This window comes from Mycobacterium sp. (assembly GCF_036490025.1).
Lineage (GTDB): Bacteria > Actinomycetota > Actinomycetes > Mycobacteriales > Mycobacteriaceae > Mycobacterium.
The window spans coordinates 59,581-77,687 of record NZ_DASXEP010000028.1 but is presented as its reverse complement, the minus strand read 5'-3'; the positions used below and the strand labels follow the sequence as shown (position 1 = coordinate 77,687).

The window sequence follows — 18,107 nt, the reverse complement described above, 5'->3', positions numbered from 1 at the left end:
GATGCAGGCGCGCCGAGGAGTCGCTGGCGAATTTTCGGCGAGTTTGTGCCGCAGCCAACGTGCAGCGGAGCGACGCGGCTACTTGACGGTCGGCAGATCCGGGCTGGATACGTCGTAGGTGCGGCCGGGCTGGGTCAGCAGGGCCGCCAGCTTCTGGGCCTTCTCCTCGGTCCGCTCGTTGGTCCCCCAGATCACCTTGCGCCCATCGGCGAGCGTCAGCGAGATCGACGCGACCGACGGGGCGGCGATCCGACTCACTTGCGCGACGACTTCGGGACGCAGCGCGGTCAGCACTGCCAGCGCGGCCTTGGTGGCCGGATCGGTCGGTCCGGGATTGTCGACGTCGATGTAGGGCAGGGCCGGAGGTGGCGGCGCGGTCGCGAAATCCACGCCGTCGCGGTCGAATAGATGCGGTCCATCGGGAAAATCCTTGACCACCAACGGGACTCGCTCGACGATGATGATCCGCAGCGCCGAAGGGTAATCGCGTTGCACTCGCGCGCTGGCCACCCGGCGGATCGCCGCCACCCGGTCGGCGACGCCATCGGTGTCGATCTGCAGCAGCGGCGTTCCGAGTCGGACGTGAGCCACGTCGAGCACCTCATCGCGGGTGACCGCGCCGATGCCGGTAATGATGATGCTGCGCGCGGACATCGCCGGCGTGAAGTAGAGGACCAGCCCCACCGCGGCGGTGGCCACGATCAGCAGCAGCGACACCAGAAACAGCTTCAGGCCCCGGATTGCGCCGCGCGCAACGGGTTTGGACGAGCTCACGGCACGCCCACGCGCCGCGCGTTTCGCCTCGCGGCGGGCCTGCTCGATCGCCACCGCGCGCGCCTGGGCCTCGCGGCGTTCGGCGCGTTCCCGCCGGGCCCGCCGACGGGGCCCCTCGACGGCGTCCGGCGCCCCGTTCTGCTCCTGCGCTACGTCGTCGTCGCCGGCCGGCGCAGCGGCTTCGATCGGCTCGGTGGCCGTGGTTTCGCCAACGGGGTCGTCGCTGTGCCGGGACGGCGGCGCCCCGCCCGGCTCGGTCATTGCCACACCCCGGGGCGGCCCGGCGCGGTGCGGTTGGCCCGTAACCGCAGCGCGGTGACGATCTCCGGCGCGAGCATGGTGACATCGCCGGCGCCCATGGTGACGACGACATCTCCGGGGGCGGCAGCCGCGCCCACCACCTCGGCCACCGAGGAGAAATCAGGCAGGTACTGCCCCGGGACGCTGACGTGCTCGGCGACGCTCGCCCCGCTCACGCCGGGGATGGGCTGTTCGCGTGCACCGTAGACATCGAGCACGAAGACTTGATCGGCCCCGTCGAGCGCCTGACCGAACTCAGCGGCGAAAGCTTTTGTCCGCGAATACAAATGCGGCTGGAACACCACTAGCGAGCGGCCGGTACCGGTCTGCTCCAGCAGCGTGCGCACCGCCTCCAGCGTGGCACTGACCTCGGTCGGGTGGTGGGCGTAGTCGTCGAAAACCCGCACGCCGGCCGCGGCGCCGATCAGTTCGAAGCGGCGGCGGACCCCCTCGAAACCGGCGAGCCCGTCGAGCACGCACTCGGCCGGGGCGCCGATCTCGATGGCGGCCAGCAGCGCGCCGAGCGCGTTCAGCGCCATATGCCGGCCCGGCACCGACAGTCGCATCACCCACGGATGGATCTCGCCGTCGACCTTGACGTGCGCGACCGCCTCGGTTCCCTGTTGCTCCCAGGACAACAGCGTCCCGGCCAGCTTGTGATCCGGGCCGTCGTACGACGAGCCGTACCGCAGCACCCGGATCCCCAGCGCCGCAACGCGTTCCGCCAACGCCGCCGCACCCGCGTCGTCGGTGCAGACCACCAGCGCACCGCCCGGAACGATGCGCTCCGCGAACGAATCGAAGACCGCGGTGTAGGCATCGGGACTACCGAAGAAGTCGAGATGGTCGGACTCGATGTTGGTGACCACCGCGACATTCGGGGTGTATTCCAGCAGCGAGCCATCGCTCTCGTCGGCCTCGGCGACGAAGCAGTCGCCGCTGCCGTGGTGGGCGTTGGTGCCGGCCTCGCCCATCTCGCCTCCGACGGCGAAGGACGGGTCCCGCCCACAATGCTGCAGGGCCACGATCAGCATCGACGTCGTCGTCGTCTTGCCGTGCGTGCCAGTGACCATCAGCGTGGTCCGTCCGTCCATCAGCTTGGCAAGTACCCCGGGCCGGAGCAGCACCGGGATGCCGCGACGGCGGGCCTCGACGAGTTCGGGGTTGGTCTTCGGGATCGCGGCATGGGTGGTGATGACGGCGGTCGCTCCGCCCGGCAGCAGATCCAGCGACGAGGCGTCGTGGCCGATCCGGATCAGCGCGCCGCGCGCCCGCAGCGCGCGGACGCCGCGTGATTCCTTGGCGTCGGAACCCGAAACCAGCCCGCCCCGGTCCAGCAGGATGCGCGCGATGCCCGACATGCCCGCTCCCCCGATGCCGACCATGTGCACCCGCTGCAGTTCCGGGGGCAGGGACGGCGTCATCGTCGCGTTCTCCCCGCGCGCGCCACGTCCAGCGCGACGCGGGCCACCTGCTTCGCCGCGTCCGGATGACCGACCAGCGCCGCTGCCGTCGTCATCGCCGCCAATCGCGACGCGTCATTGAGCAACCCGGCCACCTGCGCGGCGATCACGCCCGGGGTCAGATCGGCATCGTCGATCAGCATGCCGCCACCGGCATTGACCACCGGTAACGCGTTGAGCCGCTGCTCGCCGTTGCCGATCGGCAGCGGCACATACACCGCGGGCAGTCCGACGGCCGTCACCTCGGCCACCGTCATCGCGCCCGACCGGCAGATCGCCAGATCGGCGGCGGCGTAAGCCAGATCCATCCGGCTCAGGTAGGGCACCGCGACGTATGCCGGGTCACCGGGCTCCGGGGCGCGCAGTTCGATGGTGTTCTTGGCGCCGTGCGCGTGCAGCACCGCTACGCCGGCAGCCGCCAGATCGCCGGCGGCCGCGGCGACCGCCCGGTTGATGGACGCGGCCCCCTGCGAGCCGCCGAACACCAGCAACACCCGGTCGTCGTCGGCGAAGCCGAAATGCGCGCGCGCCGTCGACCGCAGTTCGGCACGGTCCAGCGAGGTGATCGCTTCCCGAACCGGCACGCCGACGACTTCGGCGTGCCGCAGGCCGGGGTCGGGGACCGCAGAAAGCACGCGGTGGGCGCTGCGGGCGCCGACCCGGTTGGCCAGCCCGGCGCTGGCGTTGGCTTCGTGAATCACCACCGGCACCCGCCGGCGGCGCCGGGACCTGCCCCGGGCGGCCAGATACGCGGGCAGCGATACATAGCCGCCGAACCCGATCACCACGTCGGCGTCCACTTTGTCCAGCACCGCCCGGGTCTGCCGAACCGCCCGCAGCACCCGCACCGGAAGGCGGACCAAATCACCGGTGGGCTTGCGGGGCAGCGGTACCGGGGTGATCAGCTCGAGCTGGTAGCCGCGCTCGGGTACCAGCGTGGTCTCCAGACCCCGCGCAGTGCCCAGCGCGGTGATTCGGACGTGTGGATCCAGCCCGACCAGGGCATCGGCGACGGCCATCGCCGGCTCAACGTGCCCGGCCGTCCCGCCGCCCGCGAGTACCACCGACAACGAGGAACACCCGGTCGGCCCGGTGGCCGATGATCCCGTGACCGAGTCGTTCACCCGTTGCGCTGACCTTCCAGTACGCGGCCCTTGGCACGGCCATGCCCAGTGCTTGCGCGACGTTGGCCGGTGTACCGCTTTTCGCCTCCATGATGCCTCCCCCCGGCACGGCCGTTTCCGCCAGACCGAGAGGCCCGCTTCGCCGGGCGCTGTGGCTTGGCCGGTCGCGGTCGGTCCCGCAGCCGGTCGCGTAAAGCCTCGACCCGGGTCGGCGCGTAGGGCTCCGGCAGCGGCAGCCGCAGAATGCGGTTCATCCGGTCGTCGCGCCCGGCTCGGAGCGCGGCAACCGCCTCGGGTTCGTGCCGAGCCGCGTTTGCCATCATGCCGATCATCAAAAGCGTTGTGGCCGTTGATGTTCCGCCCGCAGAAATGAGTGGCAGCTGGATGCCGGTGACCGGCAGCAGACCAATCACGTAGCCGACATTGATGAACGACTGACCGATCACCCACATGGTGGTGGTCGCGGTCAGCAGCCGCAGGAACGGGTCCGCGGAGCGGCGGGCGATACGCATCCCGGTGTAGGCGAACAACCCGAACAGGGCCAGCAGACCGAGCGCTCCGACCAAACCGAGCTCTTCGCCGATGATCGCGAAGATGAAGTCGTTGTGCGCGTTGGGCAAGTAGTTCCACTTCGCCGTGCCCTGGCCCAGACCGTCGCCGAAGATGCCGCCGTTGGCCAGCGCGTACTTGGCCTGCCTGGCCTGATAGCCCGAGTCTTGGGGGTCCTGGCCCGGGTCCAGCCACGACCGCACCCGGTCGGAGCGGTAACCCGCCGACACCGCCAGGATCCCGCCCGCCACGACGGCGGCGAACAGCGAGCTGAGGAACACTCGCAGCGGCAGGCCGGCGTACCACAGCAGGCCCAGCAGGATGATGCTCAACGACACTGTCTGGCCCAGGTCGGGCTGCGCGACGATGAGCGCCAGCGCGATGACCGCCGCGGGAACCAACGGGATCAGCATCTCGCGCAGCGTGGCGCGCTCCATGCGCCGCGCCGCCAGCAGGTGCGCACCCCAGATGGCGAAGGCGATCTTGGTCAGCTCGGAGGGCTGCATCGAAAAGCCCGCGATGACGAACCACCCGCGGGAGCCGTTGGCTTCGTTGCCGATTCCCGGAATCAGCACCAGCACCAGCATCACGATCGTCACGGCGAAGCCGGAGAACGCCATCCGCCGCATGAACCGCACGGGCAACCGCAACGCCAGGTAGCAGGCGAACAGCCCGACAATCGTCCACAGCACCTGGCGACCGAAGATGACCCACGCCGACCCGTCGTCGTCGTAGGACCGGACGCCGGACGCGGACAGCACCATGATCAGGCCCAGCGTGGTCAACAGCGCGGCCACCGCGATGATCAGGTGAAACGACGTCATCGGACGGCCGAGCCAGGCCCCGAATCGGGTGCGTGGCTCGCCGGCGGTCGCTTTCGCGGCCGTTTCCTTCGCGGGCGCCTCGGGCGTGCTGTCGGCCGCCTGGCCACCCTTGGCTGCCCGGCGCAGCAGCCAGGCCAGCATGTTCGTCACCCGCAGCTACCGAAGTGTGGCGCGCACAGCGGCCGCGAACGCGTCGCCGCGGTCCCCGTACCCGGTGAACTGGTCAAAGGAGGCGCCGGCCGGTGCCAGCAGCACGGTGTCGCCGGGTTGCGCCAGCTCTCGGGCGGCGGCCACGGCAGCGTTCATCACGCGAGTGCCGACGGTCTCGTCCGACGGAGGGACCACTTTTGCCACATGGGTAACAGGAGACTCAGCAGTCGCTTGCATATCAATATCCTCGCCTGCCACAACCTGTACGACGGGCACATCCGGGGCGTGTCGCGATAACGCCTCGGCAACCATGGCCCGGTCCCGGCCGATCAGCACCGCCCCGACCAGTCGCGGAGCGATCCTGGCCACGGTCTCGTGCACGGATGCGCCCTTGAGTAGACCCCCGGCGATCCACACCACCCGCGGGTAGGCCAGCACGGACGCCTCGGCGGCATGCGGATTCGTCGCCTTGGAATCGTCGACGTAGCTGATCTGCTCGCCGACGGCGACCAACTCGGCGCGGTGCCGGCCCACCTGGAAGGAGGCCAGCGCCGCGGCGATTGCGTCGCCGGATACCCCAATGCTGCGCGCCAGCGCGGCCGCGGCCAGCGCGTCTAGCACGCCCACCGGGCCCGGCACCGGGATCGACGAGATCGGCGCCAGCACCTCGTCGGCGGGGCCGGCTGCGAAAAAGGCCCTGTCGACGAGCATGCCGTCCCGGACGCCGAGTTCACCGGCCGCGGGCTCGGCGAGCCGAAACCCGACGCGAACGGGTGCCGGGGCGGCCCGAAGCAGCTGCGCTGCCCGCGGGTCGTCCAGCCCGGCCACTGCCACCCGGCCGCGCAGCACGCCGGCCTTCGCGGCGGCGTAGTCGGCCAGGCTCAGGTGCCAGTCCAGGTGGTCTTCGGCGATGTTGAGCACCACCCCGGCCTCGGGTCGCACCGACGGCGCCCAGTGCAGCTGGAAGCTGGACAACTCGACGGCCAGCAGATCGGCGGGCTCGTGCAACACGTCCAGCACCGGGCTGCCGATGTTGCCGCAGAGTTGGCTGCTGCGGCCGGCGGCGACGAGCATGGCGTGCAGCATCGACGTCGTGGTGGTCTTGCCGTTGGTGCCGGTGACGGCCAGCCAGCGCCGCGGCGGGCCGTAACGGCCGGCCTGATCCAGCCGCCACGCCAACTCGACGTCGCCCCAGATCGGCACACCGGCGGCCGCGGCGGCGGCAGGCACCGGCGCGGTCGGCGGGAAACCGGGACTGGCGACCACCAGGGCGTAGTCGGCGATATGCGCCGCGGCACCCGCCGAATCCTCCGTCGCCGTACCGTCCTCGGCGAAGTGCCGCCGGGTGACCGGGTCGTCGTCGCAGAGTGTTGCCGTCGCGCCCAGGGTGCCCAGCGCCGCCAGCACCGCGCGGCCGGTCACGCCTCCCCCCGCGACCAGCACCGGCGCTCCCGCCGACAGTGCCTCGAGCGCGGGGTCGGACATCTCAGCCGCCGCCGGTGGCGGCGAGCCACTCGCTGTAGAAGAGCGCCACGCCCAGCCCGCAGCTGATCGCGGTGAGCAACCAGAACCGGATGATCACCGTGGTTTCGGCCCAGCCGGCGAGCTCGAAGTGATGGTGGAAAGGCGCCATCCGGAACACCCGGCGACCGGTCGTCCGGAACGCCAGTATCTGCAGCACCACCGAGACGATCTCCGCGACGAACAGCGAGCCGAGCACCACCGCGAGGATTTCGGTGCGGCTGGTCACCGATATGCCGGCGATGATGCCGCCCAGGGCCAGCGATCCGGTATCGCCCATGAAGATCTTGGCCGGCGCGGCGTTCCACCACAGAAACCCGATGCACGCTCCTGCGGTCGCCGCCGCGATGATCGCGAGATCCAGCGGATCGCGCACGTTGTAGCAACCCAGGCCCGGGGCGGTGGCGCACGCGTTGCGGTACTGCCAAAAGGTGATCAGCACGTAGGCGGCAGTGACCATGGCCATCGCGCCGGCGGCCAGGCCGTCCAGTCCGTCGGTGAAGTTGACCGCGTTGGACCAGGCGCTCACAACGATCACGCAGAACAGTACGAAAAGCGCGGGAGCCAATGTGACGGTGGCGATTTCGCGCACATACGACAGGTCCGAAGTGCCCGGTGTCAGGCCGGCGTCGTTGCGGAATTGCAGAACCAGGATTCCCAACAGGACGGCGGCGGTGATCTGCCCGACGGCCTTGGCCGTTTTGTTCAGCCCGAGATTGCGTGACCGCCGGATCTTGATCAAATCGTCGACGAATCCGACGGCGCCCAGCGTGGTGGCCAGAAGCAGCACCAGCAGACCCGACGCCGAGGGGCCCTGGCCGTTGAACGCCAGACCGGCCAGGTGAGTGCCGAGGTAGCCCGCCCAGATACCGGCCAGGATCGCCACCCCGCCCATCGACGGTGTCCCGCGCTTGGTCTGGTGGCTCGGTGGGCCGTCCTCGCGGATCTCGTGGCCGAAGCCCTGCCGGTTGAACAGCCGGATCAGCATCGGGGTCAGCAGGATGGACACCGTCAGCGAGATCCCGACGGCGATGAGGATGTCGATCATCGGGCGTCGCCCCGGGCCTCGGCGCCCTCGGCGGTCAGCGAATCGGCCAACGCCCCCAGCCCCGCCGAGTTGGAGGCCTTCACCAGCACCACATCCCCGGGCTGCAGTTCAGCTCGCAGCAGGGACAGGGCGGCGTCGGCGTCGGCGACGATGGTGGCTTCTCGTTCACCTTCTGAGCCCCGTGCCCCTTCCATGACCGCGCCGTGGTGCATGGCGCCCATCGACCTCCCCGTTCCCACGACAATGAGTCGAGACACATCTAATCGCACCGCCAGCCGGCCGATGCGGTCATGCTCGGATATTGCGTCATCGCCGAGCTCTGCCATCTCGCCCAGCACCGCCCAGCTCCGGCGCTTTCCGGCGGGGTTGGCCCCGCCTGCGGCCGAAATCCAGGCCAGTGCCTGCAGCCCTGCGCGCATCGAGTCCGGGTTGGCGTTGTAGGCGTCGTCGATGACCGTCACCCCATCGGGGCGGCTGCTTACCCGCATCCGATGGCCCGACACCGGGCCGGCAGTGGCCAGCGCCTCGGCGACCTGCTGCAGGCTCGCGCCGCATTCCAGCGCGACTGCGGCCGCGCACAGCGCGTTGCTGACGTGATGGTCGCCGTGCACGGCCAGTCGGACGTCGACGGCGGCGTCAGCCCGGTGCAGGGTGAACTGCGGCCTGGCCAACTCGTCGAGCGTGACCGGTCCGGCCCACACCTCGGTTTGGCTGTGCCGACTGGTGCGCACCACCCGGGCCGGGGTCATCTCGGCCATCGCCGCCACCGCCGGATCGTCGACGTTGAGTACCACCACCCCGGACCGCGGAACAGCTTGCAGCAGTTCAGCTTTGGTTTCCGCGATGGCTTCGCGTGAGCCGAATTCACCGAGGTGTGCGGTGCCGACGTTCAGCACCACCCCGATGGCCGGCGGTGCTATCGCGGCCAGCGCCGCAATGTTGCCGGGGTGGCGCGCCGACAGCTCGAGGATCAGGTAGTCGGTGCCGGCGGTGGCGCGCAGCACGGTCCACGGGTGGCCGAGCTCGTTGTTGAACGAGCCCGGCGGCGCCACCACCTCACCGAGCGGTGCGAGCACCGCGGCCAGCAGGTCTTTCGTCGACGTCTTGCCCGACGACCCGGTGATCCCGACGATCGTCAGACCCCCGGCGACCAGTTCGGCGGCCACCGCGGCGGCGAGCCTGGCCAGCGCGGCCAGCACCGCGGCACCCGACCCGTCGGTGTCGTGCTCGAGAACGCCGGCCAGGCCCCCGACGGTGCCCTTCGGCGCGGCTGGAATGACGATCGCGGGTACGCCGACCGCCCGGGCGGCCAGCACGGCGACCGCTCCGGCGGCCACCGCGGACGCGGCATGGTCGTGGCCGTCGACGCGGGCGCCCGGCAACGCCAGGAACAAACCGCCGGAAGTGACTTTGCGAGAGTCGAATTCGACGGTTCCGGTGACGTGCAGGCGCGCCGCGTCCTCGGCGGAGATGTCCGCCAGCTCACCGCCGACGATGGCGGCGATCTGCGCCACGGTGAGCTCGATCATTCCCGCCGCTCCTCGAGGGCTTCGATAGCCCTGGCCAGCTCGACGCGGTCGTCGAAGGGTTGGGTGTGCCCGGCGCGGGTTTGACCGGTCTCGTGACCCTTGCCGGCGATCACCACCACATCTCCGGCAGCTGCCCAGGCCACCGCGTGCTCGATTGCCTCGCGCCGGTCCCCGATCTCGACCACCTGCGCGGCTGTGCCGGCTTCGGTTGCACCGGAGAGGATTTCGCGGCGGATCGTTGCGGGGTCCTCGCTACGGGGGTTGTCGTCGGTCACCACCACCAGGTCGGCCAACTCCGCGGCGACACGGCCCATCGGGACTCGTTTACCCGGGTCGCGATCTCCGCCGGCGCCGAACACCACCGCCAGCCGGCCGTCCGGGCGGCGCAGCGTTCGCAGCACCTCGTGCAGCGCGCCCGGCTTGTGCGCGTAGTCGACCAGGGCGAGGAAGTTCTGGCCGCGGTCGATCCGCTCGAGTCGCCCGGGGACTTGGGTATGCCGGAGTCCGGTTGACGCCTGCTCCGGGGAAACGCCGACCGAATCGAGAATCGCCAGTGCGACAAGGCAATTGGCGATATTGTAATCGCCGGGCAGCGCAATCCGGAGCCGGTGGTGGACACCGGCGGGATCGATGGCGGTGAACTCCGGCTCGTCGGCATCGGTTCTGATGTCTTCGGCGCGCCAGTCGGCGGGCCGGCCCTTGGTGCTGACCGTGATCGCGTCACCGGCGCGGCGGGCCATCGCCCGGCCGCCGTCGTCGTCGACGCACACCACGGCGCGGCGGGCGTGCAGCGGCGATGCCGGGTCGAACAGTCGCGCCTTGGCCTCGAAATAGTCCTGCATGGTCGGGTGGAAGTCGAGGTGGTCGCGAGACAGGTTGGTGAACCCGCCGACCGCGAATCGAATGCCGTCGACGCGGCCCAGCGTCAGCGCGTGACTGGACACCTCCATGACCACGGTGTCGACGCCGCGCTCGGCCATCACCGCCAGCAGGGCCTGCAGCGCGGGCGCCTCGGGTGTGGTCAGCATGCTCGGGATGTCGACGCCGTCGATCCGCAGGCCGACGGTGCCGATCAGCCCCGCCGTCCGTCCGGCCGACCGCAGGCCGGCTTCGATGAGGTAGGTCGTCGTCGTCTTGCCCGACGTCCCGCTGACTCCCACGACGGCAAGGCGCTCGGACGGGTGACCGTACACGGTGGCGGCCAGTTCGCCCAGCACACTGCGGGGCTGGGGATGGACAAGGACGGCCACCGAGCCGGTGTCGCGTCCCAGCTGCGCCAACCCGGCCGCATCGGTGAACACCGCAACAGCCCCGCGCTCGACCGCGTCTTCATAGAACCGGGCGCCGTGTGTCGACGTGCCGGGCAGCGCGGCGAACAGGTCGCCGGGCTGGACGTCCTGAGCCCGCAGGGTCACGCCGGTGATCTGCAGATCCGACGCGGGGCTGCCCTCGGCAGGAACCGCACTCACCTGAGCGACCAGCGTCGACAGCGGCACCCCCGCGCCAGAGGTGGGACGCAGCGCAGCGGGCACCGTCATCACCTCCGTCTGCCGAGCGGTCCTGGCGCCGGGTCAGCGCCTCCATCAGCCCTGACACCTTATCGAGCGAGAGATCTTCGGCGGACCGACGTCACGGGTGCGCTGCACGCAACTTCTGGACATTCGCACGCTCGAGTGCGGCAAAGCCGATCCCGTCGTCGTTCAGAGTCAGCGCATGATCCCCAACGCTGGTCAGCAGCCTGCGCGAAGTTTCCAGCCAGGCAGCGGTCCGGATCTGCAGTGCCACCGCCGAGCAGCCGACCCAGCCTGACTGGGCCGTGGCGATGCGGTTGTCGGACGACAAATGGGCACTCGCCAGGTCGTCGCCTTGGCCGGCAACATGTGCCGCCGAGGCCGCCAATGCTTCGATGTCGACCCGAAAATTCCCGTCTGCCGCCATCGCCGTCACCTTCCTCTGTGCTTCGCCATTCTCCATAGCACCAGCCGGTGACCTACCGCAATTCAGTTCTGACTACATGGCTTGCAGCAGCAGCGGCGGACCGGGATCGGGTGACAGCGGGACGTTTCCGCGTTGCAGCAGCCAACCGGCGATGTTGTGGAACAGCGGGGCCGCCGAGTGGCCGGGCGTCCCGTCGGCGTTGGTCGCCGGGTTGTCCATCATGATGCCGATGACGTAGCGCGGATCGTCGGTTGTGACCATACCGGCGAAGGTGATCCAGTAGACGTTGTCGAAGTAGCAGCCGCAGGCCGGGTTGATCTGCTGCGCCGTCCCGGTCTTGCCGGATACCTGGTAGCCGTCGACGGCAGCCGCGGGCCCGGTGCCCTGTTGGTTGCCGGTCGGGTCACGTTGGACGACCCCACGCAGCATGTTGCGCACGGTCCGCGCGGTCTCCGGCGAGACCACCCGGACCCCTTCTGGGCGTGGCTCCTCGGTACGGGCGCCGTCAGCTGCGACGGACGCCTTGATGATCCGCGGTGGGATTCGCACACCGTCGTTGGCCATCGCCTGGTACATGTCGGTCATCTGCAGCAGGGTCATCGAAAGGCCTTGGCCGATAGGCAAGTTGGAGAATGTACTGCCCGACCATTGGTCGATGGGCGGCACCAGCCCGGAGCTCTCGCCCGGCAGGCCGACACCGGTGCGCTGGCCGAGCCCGAATTTGCGCACCATGTCGTAATAGCGCTGCGGTCCGACCCGCTGCGCCAGCATCAGCGTGCCCACGTTGGACGATTTGCTGAACACGCCGGTAGTTGTATAGGGCGCGACGCCGTGCGACCAGGCGTCGTGCACCGTGACCCCGCCCATGTTGATCGAACCCGGAACCTGCAGCACCTCATCGGGATTGGATACGCCGTACTCGATCACCGAGGCGGCGGTGACAACCTTGTTCACCGAACCGGGCTCGAACGGCGAGGACACCGGCAGGTCGCCCAGCTGCTTGTTACCCTGGCGCCCCACGTCCTGAGACGGGTCGAAGGTGTTGTCGTTGGACATCGCCAGCACTTCACTGGTCTTGGCATCGAGCACCACCGCCGAGACATTGCGCGCCCCAGACAGATTCTTGGCCAGCTGTACCTGCTGCTGGACATAGAACTGGATGTCGTCGTCGATGGTGAGCTGGACCGTCGAGCCGTTGACCGCCCGGTGCTGGTTGCGGTAGCTGCCCGGAATCACCACCCCGTCCGAACCGCGGTCGTAGGTCACCGACCCGTCGGTGCCGGCCAGCTCGGCGTCCATCGAATCTTCCAGGCCGAGTAGACCGTGTCCGTCCCAGTCGATTCCGCCGACGACGTTCGCCGCCAGCGATCCGCCGGGATACTGGCGTAAGTCTTGCCGTTCGGCGCCGACCTCGGGGAACTTCGTGGTGATCGCGGTGGCGACGGCAGGGTCGACTGCGCGGGCGAGATAGACGAACGTCTCGTCACTGCGCAGCTTCTTCAGCACGGTGGCCTTGTCCGGCTTGTTGTTCAGCCGAAGTGAGACCTCCTTGGCGATTTCCTTCAAACGTTCTTGCGGGTCAGGGGCTTTCGCGTTCTTCTGCTTGGCTTCGCCCAGCTGCTTCTGGATACGGCGGGGCTGGAAGGTCAGCGCGCGAGCCTCGATCGTGAACGCGAGCTGGTTGTTGTTGCGGTCGACGATGCTGCCGCGTACCGCCTTTTCGACATCGGTGACCTTGAGCTGTCCGGCGGCCTCCGCGCGCAGCCCAGAGGCGCGTGGCACCTGCAGGTAGAACAGCTGGGCGGCCGCCACCAACAGTGCGAGGAAGATGACGCCGTTACCTATCCGGTGTCGGAACACGAAAGACGCGCCGCGGCTTCCGATCTCGACTGCTTGCCGGGTACGACGTTCACGCGCCGATCGCGCAGCCGGACTCGCTTTCGCCCCAGTTGGCTTGCGAGACTGGGTCGACCGAGCTGATCGGCCACCCGGCCGGCCTGCCCGCCTCACTGCGGAACGCCGGGCGTCGTGACCGTCAGAGGACCGAACTGCTCGCCGAGAAGCGGCCCGGTGGGTGCGGCGTGATGCGGCACGCCCGCCACGTCGGCCGGGGCTGGCGTGGGCGGAGCCGGCACGACCGGAGCAGCGGGCGCGACTGGTACGGGCGCGGGCGGCAATCCCGGTACCAGCGGCATTCCCGGCACGCCCGGTCCTGCGCCGGGCAGCGGAAGCGGCCCGTCGGGTACCGGAATGTGCTGGGGGCCCAGCGTGGTAGCGCCATCGGGGCTGCGGACCATTGCATCGGGTCCGGGCGTCAGCGGGGCGACCGGAGCACCGTTGCCCGGCAGCACCAGCGTCGGCACCTCAACCGGATTCCCCGGCGCAGCCTGGGGTGCCGGCACTGGCCGTTCATCCGGCAGCTTGCTGTTGAGCGGCGGCGGCGACACACCCTGGGCCGGCTTGGGTGTGCCCACTACCAACCAATTCCCCGCCGGGTCCTGGATCAAATGTGCGGTGTCCCGGGTCGGGATCATGCCCAGGCCGCGAGCCGCCTCGGCCAACGCCGGAGCGGCCTGTGCTTCTTGGACATCGCGTTCGAGCGCTTCCTTTTGCTGCTGCAGCAACTCGGTGCGCTGACGGGCTCCCCCGAGTTGGTAGGACCGCTCGGCGGCAGCAGTGGACAGCCACAACGTGAGACCGAGCCCGGCGCCCAGCGAGCCGATGATCAGCACCACGAAGGGGACTTTGGCCGCCAGAGTCTGCGGCCGCAGGTCGATCGACGCGAGCCGGTTGAGCAAGCGTTCCCTCAGCGGGGGGCGAACAACTCTGGGCGCCTTGGCTTTCCGTGCCTTTGCTCGTGCCTTGGCCTGGGTTGCGCTCGTCGGTCGAGCCGCTCGCTCGACGGGCCGTGCCATCGGTGAAGTCTGCGGCGCAGTGAGTTTCCCGGTCCGCGGACCGGTACGGCGTGCCGGCGTCGGTTCGGCCGCCCGACGACCCGTTTTCGGAGAAGCCTTGCTCTGCCGCCGACGCCGATCGCCGGCGCGGGGTTGCACTTCGCGTTTGGCCTTCATCAGCCGCCCCTCCTGGCCGCATCTGGTTTCGGTTGCACCCGCCGTAGGGCACGCAGTCGCACTGCGGCACTGCGCGGGTTCTGCTGGATCTCGGCTTCGTCGGCACGCTCGGCACCGCGGGTCAGTAACGCGAATTGCGGTGCATATCCTGGCAATTCGATCGGTAGATCGGACGGCGAGCGGGACGTGCTGGCTTCAGCGAATGCCCGCTTGACGATGCGGTCCTCCAGCGACTGATACGCCATCACCACGATGCGCCCGTTGACCGCCAACGCGTCCAGTGCCGGCGGTAGAGCGCCGCGCAATGCGTCCAGCTCGCTGTTGACCGCGATGCGCAGGGCCTGGAATGTCCGCTTGGCCGGATGTCCGCCGGTCCGCCGAGCCGGTGCGGGAACCGCTTGGTAGACAACCTCTACCAGTTCGCCGGTGGACGTGAACGGTACGCGGACCCGACGGCGAACGATGTGCGATGCGATCCGTCGGGCCAGCCGTTCCTCGCCGTAGCGGCGCAGGATATCGGCCAGCGCGGACTCGTCGTAGGTGTTGACGATCTCGGCCGCGGTCAGCGCCGACGTGGGGTCCATGCGCATGTCCAACGGCGCATCGTGGGCGTAGGAGAAGCCTCGCTCGGTACGGTCGAGCTGCATCGACGAGACACCGAGGTCGAAGAGTATGCCGTCGATGGATTCGATTGGGCCATAGCCTGATTCGGCCAGTGCATCATCGATTCCGTCGTACCGGGTTTGAACCAGAGTGAGCCGGTCGGCAAAACGTGACAGCCGGGCCCCGGCGATGTCCAGTGCGGTCGGGTCGCGGTCGACGCCGATGACTCGCAGTCCGGGCAGTGCGGTCAGGAATCGGTCCGCGTGCCCACCGGCACCGACCGTCGCGTCGAGCAGCACCGCAGCTGATCCATCGGGATGGCGGTGCGTCAATGCGGGGTGCAGCAGTACGAAGCAGCGGTCCAGCAGCACAGGCACGTGACCGAATCGGCCAGTGGCGTCAGGCATGACAACACCTTCCCGACGAGCGGCCCCTGCATCGAGGTCCCTGTCCGATAGCACGAACCTGGCGTTGGGGAAGTACGTCAGGGTCGGTTCGGGCAGGGGCCACGATGCACGGGCACGCGCGTTAGATAATGTCGCCGAGTGCTTCATCGCTGGCCGCGGAGAAGTTCTCTTCGTGGGTCTCTTGATATTGCTGCCAGGCCAGCGCATCCCAAATCTCCAGGCAGTCAACCGATCCGATCACCACGCAGTCCTTGGAGAGGTTCGCGTAGCGCCGGTGGTCGGCCGACAAGGTGATCCGGCCCTGGGCGTCGGGATGCTGTTCGTCGGTGCCGGCAGCCAGGTTGCGCAGGAAAGCTCTCGCACCCGGGTTGCTCCGTGAGGCCTTGTTGGCCCTGCGGGCCAGCTCCTCGAATTCCGCTCGCGGATAGACAGCCAGGCTGTGATCTTGGCTCTTGGTGACCATCAACCCTCCTGCCAGCGCGTCGCGAAACTTGGCGGGCAACGTGAGCCGCCCTTTGTCGTCGAGTTTGGGCGTGTAGGTGCCGAGAAACATCTGGCCGCCTCCATGCCTTTCGACTTCCGCCACCATACCCCACACTCCCCCACTTAGCTCCATTTAACGGCACGGATGTCACCGTTAAGTGTCGTTTCGGCAGGTTCTCGGCCACCACGATGGCGACGCCACGTTGAGCGGATGTCGGAGATGCTTAGAAAGCCGTGGGCTGAGCTGCAGTTATTGCCCAAGTGGGGCGTAGTGGGTCATCGCGACCCGCGTTGTGCGTCGCGCGGCTGTCCGCAGGCACAAAAAAGGCAGCCGAGTGGCTGCCCTTTGATCCGTCGCGACCGCTACTCCTCGAAGCGGCGGCGAAAGCGATCTTCCATGCGGCTGGTGAATGACCCGCCGGTGCCCTTGCCGCGTCGCTGGCGCGCCGTAGCCGCTGGTCCGGGCCGCTCACCGCGACCAGCAAGTCGCGGGCCCGTGATGGCGAACACCACGCCGCCGAACATCACCACAAAACCGATCACGGACAGGATCGGGAAAGTTCCGATCATGGTGGCCCTGAACGCCACCCCGGAAACCAGCATCGCAAGTCCGAGCAAGAACAGCCCCGCGCCCTGCAGCCGTCGCCGCGCCGTCGGCGCGCGCAATCCGCCCCCGCGAACGCTCGAGGCGAACTTGGGGTCCTCGGCATAGAGAGCGCTCTCGATCTGGTCGAGCATCCGCTGCTCATGATCGGAGAGTGGCATTCGTCCCTCCTTGCCGAAAACCTGTCACATAAATACCGATAGCACGTCGGTGCCTGTCGCGGGGGCAACTAATAAGAATGATACGAGGTCAATCTGCGCGTTACCACCGCTTCGCCCGCTGATTGTAATCGCGACCGGTCGGCGATCGACGTACTGTCGCCGCGCCCGATAATGGGATGGCGCACCACACCGCACAACGGACAACGGACAACGGACGAGGAGACCGCACGTTGGCGACATTCCTCATCAACCTGCCGCCACGAGACATGCAGCGGCGGCTGACAGATGCCTTGGGCGTCTACGTCGACGCGATGCGCTATCCACCCGGGACCGAGAATCAGCGCGCCGCCATGTGGCTCGAGCACACCCGGCGGCGCGGCTGGCAGGCCGTCGCAGCCGTGGAAGTCGACACCCCGGGCGAGGCCGCGCCGTCGTCCGCCGAACTGAGCGATGCGCCCCTGCTGGGGGTGGCCTACGGCTACTGCGGCGCGCCGGATCAGTGGTGGCAACAACAGGTGGTGGCCGGCCTGCAGCGCAGCGGGCTCCCCGGTCCGGAGATCACGAAGCTGATGGCCAGCTACTTCGAGCTGACCGAGTTACACATCCATCCGCGTGCCCAGGGCCAAGGTCTGGGCGAGGCGCTGGCCCGTCGGCTGCTTTCCGAACGCAGCGAAGCCAACGTGCTGCTGTCCACCCCGGAGACCAACGGCGAAGCCAATCGCGCCTGGCGGCTCTACCGGCGATTGGGCTTCGCCGACGTCATCCGCGGCTACCACTTCACCGGCGACCCACGGGCATTCGCGATTCTGGGCCGAGAGCTGCCGCTGTAGTCGCCACAGCACTGTCGCGGTCTGGCACGATGACCTGGTGCACGCAGATCGTCGCCGTCGCCTCGCGGCGTGGACGATGGTGCTGCTGGCGATACCCGTGCTTGCCGGGTGCGTGCGGATCAAGGCGTCGATCACCATCTCCCCCGATGACTTGGTTTCCGGCGACATCGTCGCCGCGGCCAAGCCGCGCAACGACAAAGACGCCGGTCCGCAGTTGGACCCCGACCTGGCGTTCAGTCAGAAAGTCGCGGTCTCCAAGTACGACCGTGACGGCTACGTGGGGTCGCAGGCCACGTTCGCCGACCTGACCTTCGCCGAGCTGCCGGAGCTGGCCCACATGAACTCCGACGCGCAGGGGGTGAACCTGTCGCTGCGCCGAGCCGGCGACCTGGTGATCCTGGAAGGGCGTGCGGACTTGACGTCGCTGGCCGATCCCGACGCCGACGTGGAGCTGTCCGTCGCCTTCCCCGGATCAGTGACCTCCACCAACGGTGATCGCCTCGACTCGCAGACCGTGCAGTGGAAACTCAAGCCGGGCGTGGTCAGCATGCTGACCGCTCAGGCGCGCTACACCGACCCCAGCACCCGCTCATTCCAGGGCGCGGCTCTGTGGCTGAGCCTGGCATCGATCGCGGTGGCCGGCGCGGTGGCGCTGCTGGCCTGGTACACGCGCGATCGCTCGCCCCGGGTCACCGAGCCGAGCGATCCGCCGGCCGGCTGACCGGCAC

General features: G+C 68.9%; 16 protein-coding genes. 2 read left to right on the top strand and 14 right to left on the bottom strand.

Annotated elements, in window-relative coordinates; all coding sequences use genetic code 11:
* Positions 1–78 precede the first annotated feature (78 nt).
* From VGG53_RS03440 to VGG53_RS03375, 14 genes are all read right to left on the bottom strand, one after another.
* Complete coding sequence (locus tag VGG53_RS03440; RefSeq protein WP_331516584.1) at positions 79–1,035, bottom strand: cell division protein FtsQ/DivIB; 957 nt, start codon at positions 1,033–1,035, stop codon at positions 79–81.
* Positions 1,032–2,498, bottom strand: coding sequence for a UDP-N-acetylmuramate--L-alanine ligase (murC, locus tag VGG53_RS03435; protein ID WP_331516583.1), 1,467 nt, complete (start codon positions 2,496–2,498; stop codon positions 1,032–1,034). Before murC ends, VGG53_RS03440 begins: the two co-directional genes overlap by 4 nt.
* Positions 2,495–3,661 (bottom strand): undecaprenyldiphospho-muramoylpentapeptide beta-N-acetylglucosaminyltransferase, encoded by a 1,167-nt coding sequence (gene murG / locus VGG53_RS03430; protein ID WP_331516582.1) that lies wholly within the window; start codon positions 3,659–3,661, stop codon positions 2,495–2,497. The genes murC and murG overlap by 4 nt, the downstream gene beginning before the upstream one ends.
* The gene (gene ftsW, locus VGG53_RS03425; RefSeq protein ID WP_331516611.1) at positions 3,658–5,175 is read right to left on the bottom strand and encodes a putative lipid II flippase FtsW; all 1,518 of its coding nucleotides are present in this window, start codon (positions 5,173–5,175) and stop codon (positions 3,658–3,660) included. Before ftsW ends, murG begins: the two co-directional genes overlap by 4 nt.
* A gap of 15 nt (positions 5,176–5,190) precedes the next feature.
* Positions 5,191–6,669 carry a UDP-N-acetylmuramoyl-L-alanine--D-glutamate ligase gene (murD, locus tag VGG53_RS03420; protein WP_331516581.1) on the bottom strand — a complete coding sequence of 493 codons (1,479 nt, stop codon included), beginning with the start codon at positions 6,667–6,669 and terminating at the stop codon, positions 5,191–5,193.
* A 1-nt stretch (position 6,670) separates the two neighbouring features.
* Positions 6,671–7,753: a phospho-N-acetylmuramoyl-pentapeptide-transferase gene (gene mraY / locus VGG53_RS03415; RefSeq protein WP_331516580.1), complete on the bottom strand. Its 1,083-nt coding sequence runs from the start codon at positions 7,751–7,753 to the stop codon at positions 6,671–6,673.
* Complete coding sequence (locus VGG53_RS03410) at positions 7,750–9,282, bottom strand: UDP-N-acetylmuramoyl-tripeptide--D-alanyl-D-alanine ligase (protein ID WP_331516579.1); 1,533 nt, start codon at positions 9,280–9,282, stop codon at positions 7,750–7,752. The genes mraY and VGG53_RS03410 overlap by 4 nt, the downstream gene beginning before the upstream one ends.
* Entirely contained in the window at positions 9,279–10,820 is a 1,542-nt protein-coding gene (locus VGG53_RS03405; RefSeq protein WP_331516578.1) for a UDP-N-acetylmuramoyl-L-alanyl-D-glutamate--2,6-diaminopimelate ligase, read from the bottom strand. Before VGG53_RS03405 ends, VGG53_RS03410 begins: the two co-directional genes overlap by 4 nt.
* A 91-nt stretch (positions 10,821–10,911) precedes the next feature.
* The gene (locus tag VGG53_RS03400) at positions 10,912–11,220 is read right to left on the bottom strand and encodes a WXG100 family type VII secretion target (protein ID WP_331516577.1); all 309 of its coding nucleotides are present in this window, start codon (positions 11,218–11,220) and stop codon (positions 10,912–10,914) included.
* A gap of 72 nt (positions 11,221–11,292) precedes the next feature.
* Positions 11,293–13,230 carry a penicillin-binding protein 2 gene (locus VGG53_RS03395; RefSeq protein ID WP_331516576.1) on the bottom strand — a complete coding sequence of 646 codons (1,938 nt, stop codon included), beginning with the start codon at positions 13,228–13,230 and terminating at the stop codon, positions 11,293–11,295.
* On the bottom strand, positions 13,227–14,291 hold the full coding sequence (locus VGG53_RS03390) for a hypothetical protein (RefSeq protein ID WP_331516575.1): 1,065 nt from the start codon (positions 14,289–14,291) through the stop codon (positions 13,227–13,229). The genes VGG53_RS03395 and VGG53_RS03390 overlap by 4 nt, the downstream gene beginning before the upstream one ends.
* Positions 14,291–15,301, bottom strand: a complete 1,011-nt coding sequence (gene rsmH / locus VGG53_RS03385; protein ID WP_331516574.1) for a 16S rRNA (cytosine(1402)-N(4))-methyltransferase RsmH — start codon at positions 15,299–15,301, stop codon at positions 14,291–14,293. The genes VGG53_RS03390 and rsmH overlap by 1 nt, the downstream gene beginning before the upstream one ends.
* A 121-nt stretch (positions 15,302–15,422) precedes the next feature.
* Complete coding sequence (gene mraZ, locus VGG53_RS03380) at positions 15,423–15,854, bottom strand: division/cell wall cluster transcriptional repressor MraZ (protein WP_331516610.1); 432 nt, start codon at positions 15,852–15,854, stop codon at positions 15,423–15,425.
* A 293-nt stretch (positions 15,855–16,147) separates the two neighbouring features.
* Positions 16,148–16,549, bottom strand: coding sequence for a DUF3040 domain-containing protein (locus tag VGG53_RS03375; protein WP_331516573.1), 402 nt, complete (start codon positions 16,547–16,549; stop codon positions 16,148–16,150).
* A gap of 230 nt (positions 16,550–16,779) precedes the next feature.
* Here VGG53_RS03375 and VGG53_RS03370 point away from each other — a divergent pair, with 230 nt between their 5' ends.
* Positions 16,780–17,379, top strand: a complete 600-nt coding sequence (locus VGG53_RS03370) for a GNAT family N-acetyltransferase (protein ID WP_331516572.1) — start codon at positions 16,780–16,782, stop codon at positions 17,377–17,379.
* Positions 17,380–17,416: 37 nt separating this feature from the next.
* Positions 17,417–18,100 carry an LppM family (lipo)protein gene (locus VGG53_RS03365; protein WP_331516571.1) on the top strand — a complete coding sequence of 228 codons (684 nt, stop codon included), beginning with the start codon at positions 17,417–17,419 and terminating at the stop codon, positions 18,098–18,100.
* Positions 18,101–18,107: the final 7 nt, after the last annotated feature.